Source organism: Companilactobacillus mindensis DSM 14500 (assembly GCF_001434275.1).
In the GTDB taxonomy this organism is placed as follows: Bacteria; Bacillota; Bacilli; order Lactobacillales; family Lactobacillaceae; genus Companilactobacillus; species Companilactobacillus mindensis.
Genome location: NZ_AZEZ01000052.1, coordinates 1 through 3,277, shown reverse-complemented (window position 1 = coordinate 3,277; position 3,277 = coordinate 1). Strand labels below are relative to the sequence as shown.

Here is a 3,277-nt window from a genome sequence, read left to right as displayed (position 1 = left end):
AACACTATTCAAATTTATATTATTTCAAACGTCAACTTGACAGGTGCCAACGCAATTTAAGAATTGGTTGGTCCTTTTGTCATATTAAGCAATCGAACTGTCAACGACATATTCGTTCTTATTCTTGAAGTGGGGCAAAATCTTATTCTTGAGGTCTAAATTCTCAAAAATAATAGCGTCGTAAGCATTTTTCTGAATGTACAATGCGGCTCGACGTGTGAAGTAATTGAATTGGAGTACATCTTGCTTAGTTGATTTCTTGAGAAATTTTTTGATAAACGCATTGATGAGTTTATCACCGATTTTTACATAAGCAGGAATTTTAATTGCCTGAGTATGAGCAGTGTACCAGATCTTTTGCTCACCCGGTGTAATGATGATTTCATTATTATTGACGTAGGGAATCTTGTTGATATCCATGGCCACGGCAATGATTCTTTTTGACATTATAAAGACTCCTTTCGTTTCTTTCTAACGCAATATTAACATAATAAAAATTATAAAATTTAAAGATTGCTTGATGATTTTGTGAAAAGACGAAAGGTATCCATGATCCGTAAGGATTCTTGGTAAACATACATTTTGTAAAGCCATTATCTTCGAAATATTAAGCATTCAGTGATAGGAGAACTCACTAAATTTTAGAAAAAACATCCTTCTTTAAACCTATGAAAATCAAATATTAATTATTATTTTTACAGTCGTTATGAAAGCAAATGGTAAAAGAGTGGTCACATGGTGTCAGCTTTAGAGTCCCTTATCATTTGATGACTTTATTTTACTTCTAAATATAGCCTTAAACAATAAAATTATGGCGATTATTTCAACAAAAAAAGTAAATTTCAGAAATTTCGAAATTTACTTACAGAATATAATTAAAGAAGTGCGGTTTTCCCTAAATAATGCTCTTGATTCTTGAATTGAACCAATATTTTGTCACGCAGATCTGAGTCTTCAAATAACAATTTATCATAATCTTGTTGTGACAAGTAGAATGCTACCAAATGCGAAAAGTAAATGTAATCCAACATATTTTGAAATTCTGGTTTTTCGGGCAATTTGACATTTAAATTCATAAAGATATTCACGACGTCGTCCCCAAAATTGACGTAATTAGGTATCTTGATGATTTTTTCAGCATTTATTTCAGGAAAGAATTTACTCTCGGGCGTAAAAAGTGTTTTATCGCTAACGTTCTCTGTTAATGTGGCAGGGTTCATCGTAATGACCGCAATATTTTCCATAAATATATCTCCTTTACCCCTCAAATCTATTTTACCTAATAAAATTTTCGAGAAAATTTATAATAGAATAAATTATTTTGAATAAAATGAAATTAATTAATAATATATAGTTTACACCAAAAGAAAGCGCTACCATATAAATATGACTTAAAAGGAGGAGTATTTTTAATGACTGAATTTCCAAAGAATTTCTTGTGGGGCGGTGCCACTGCTGCCAATCAATATGAAGGTGCTTGGGATGTCGACGGTAAAGGTGTAAGTACGGCTGATCTTTTAATTGGGGGAACTAACGAAACACCACGTCGTTTCACTAAAGAAATCAAACCAGATGCTTATTATCCATCACACCAAGGCAGTGATTTTTATAATCATTATAAAGAAGATATTAAATTATTAGCTGGTATGGGCTATAAAACTTATCGGATGTCAGTCGCTTGGACAAGAATTTTCCCTAACGGCGACGATGCTCAACCTAATCAAAAAGGCTTGGACTTTTATCGTAATGTCTTTGAGGAATGTCACAAGTATGGAATCGAACCATTAGTTACGATTTCTCACTATGAAATGCCTTATCACTTAACTGAAGCTTATGGTGGCTGGGGCGATCGCAAAGTTATCGACTTCTATGTTAAGTATGCGAAGACTTTGTTTACTGAATACAAAGATTTAGTAAAATACTGGTTAACATTTAACGAAATCAATATCGGAATGTTGTTCGGTGGCTACATGTCACTTGGCTTGCCAGCTAAAGATGGGGCTGCTCCTTTCAACACTAAGATGACTGATGAAGAAATCCAAGCCAACTTGCAAGGACTTCACCACCAATTCGTTGCCAGTGCTTTGGCAGTTAAAGTTGGTCACAAAATCAACCCTAACAACATGATCGGCTGTATGATTGCCGGTAACGTCAGCTATCCACTCACATCAAATCCAGATGACATTTTGAAAGCTCAACTAGCTAACGAAATCAACAACTACTATTGTGGCGATGTTCAAGTTCGTGGTGCTTATCCACACTTTGCCCAAAGATTCTGGGATGAACACAACGTTAAGTTGAATATTACCGCTGAAGATGCAGAAATCCTTAAAGAAGGTACAGTTGATTACTACACATTCAGCTACTACTCATCAAACACGGTCACAACTGACCCAAGTAAAGCTGAAGCAGCCGGCAACTTCTCTCAAGGCGTTAAGAATCCTTACTTGAAGTACAGTGAATGGGGCTGGAGTATGGATCCTAAAGGCTTACGTTGGTATCTAAACGATGTTTATGGTCGTTACGGAATTCCAGTTATGGTCGTTGAAAATGGATTAGGTGCCCGCGATACCGTTGAAGCTGACGGTTCGATCAATGACGACTACCGCATCGATTATCTCAAAGGTCACATCGAACAAATGAAGGAAGCTATCAAAGATGGTGTCGATTTGATCGGCTATACACCTTGGGGCTGTATTGATCTAGTTTCTGCTGGAACTGGTCAAATGGCTAAACGTTATGGTTTCGTTTATGTAAATCGTGACGATGACGAGAAGGGTGACTTTAGCCGTACACCTAAGAAGAGCTACTACTGGTACAAGAAAGTTATCGAATCTAATGGGGAATCATTAGAAAATTAAAATGCGTCGTAATTGCGTTATGATGAAAATTCTTCCATAATATAGTTGAATCTCAAGGTAAAGAGGTAACTATATGAAAGATGGAAAAGTTCCCAAATTAACGCTGAGATTATCAATTCTAGTATTAGTTTTGATAGCAGTTATTTTATATTTCTTGAATCAACCGAATGCTATTTTGGCATTGTTTGCAGTGATCGTTTTGTCGATCGTCTATTTGGGTGGCATGGAAAAGAACCATTTAGCGTTCATGCGACACCGCAGACGTAAGGAATAAATTTTATATTTTGTTAACGGTTTACAAATTGTTAAAAAAAATTAAAGAATATAAAAAAAGAAGACATTTTAGATAAAAAATGCCTTCTTTTTATATGAAATAAATTCTTTTTTAGTTGCACTAAATAAGCTACTCGAAAATA

At 35.0% G+C, this 3,277-nt stretch carries 4 protein-coding genes; 2 read left to right on the top strand and 2 right to left on the bottom strand.

Annotated features, from left to right (window positions below; genetic code table 11):
- Window positions 1-84: 84 nt before the first annotated feature.
- Both FD29_RS05040 and FD29_RS05035 read right to left on the bottom strand, forming a co-directional pair.
- The gene (locus FD29_RS05040) at window positions 85-447 is read right to left on the bottom strand and encodes a hypothetical protein (protein WP_057887869.1); all 363 of its coding nucleotides are present in this window, start codon (window positions 445-447) and stop codon (window positions 85-87) included.
- A gap of 428 nt (window positions 448-875) precedes the next feature.
- Window positions 876-1,244 (bottom strand): hypothetical protein, encoded by a 369-nt coding sequence (locus tag FD29_RS05035; RefSeq protein WP_057887868.1) that lies wholly within the window; start codon window positions 1,242-1,244, stop codon window positions 876-878.
- Between the two features lie 168 nt (window positions 1,245-1,412).
- Here FD29_RS05035 and FD29_RS05030 point away from each other — a divergent pair, with 168 nt between their 5' ends.
- Both FD29_RS05030 and FD29_RS05025 read left to right on the top strand, forming a co-directional pair.
- A complete protein-coding gene (locus FD29_RS05030) occupies window positions 1,413-2,861 on the top strand; it encodes a glycoside hydrolase family 1 protein (protein ID WP_057887867.1) in 1,449 nt (482 codons plus the stop codon).
- 73 nt (window positions 2,862-2,934) lie between these two features.
- The gene (locus FD29_RS05025) at window positions 2,935-3,135 is read left to right on the top strand and encodes a hypothetical protein (RefSeq protein WP_057887866.1); all 201 of its coding nucleotides are present in this window, start codon (window positions 2,935-2,937) and stop codon (window positions 3,133-3,135) included.
- The last annotated feature ends 142 nt before the right edge of the window (window positions 3,136-3,277 follow it).

Excerpts from the sequence above, each read along its gene's own strand:
- FD29_RS05025 (WP_057887866.1), top strand. The coding sequence starts at position 2,935 with ATGAAAGATGGAAAAGTTCCCAAATTAACGCTGAGATTATCAATTCTA.
- FD29_RS05040 (WP_057887869.1), bottom strand. The coding sequence starts at position 447 with ATGTCAAAAAGAATCATTGCCGTGGCCATGGATATCAACAAGATTCCC.
- FD29_RS05030 (WP_057887867.1), top strand. The coding sequence starts at position 1,413 with ATGACTGAATTTCCAAAGAATTTCTTGTGGGGCGGTGCCACTGCTGCC.
- FD29_RS05035 (WP_057887868.1), bottom strand. The coding sequence starts at position 1,244 with ATGGAAAATATTGCGGTCATTACGATGAACCCTGCCACATTAACAGAG.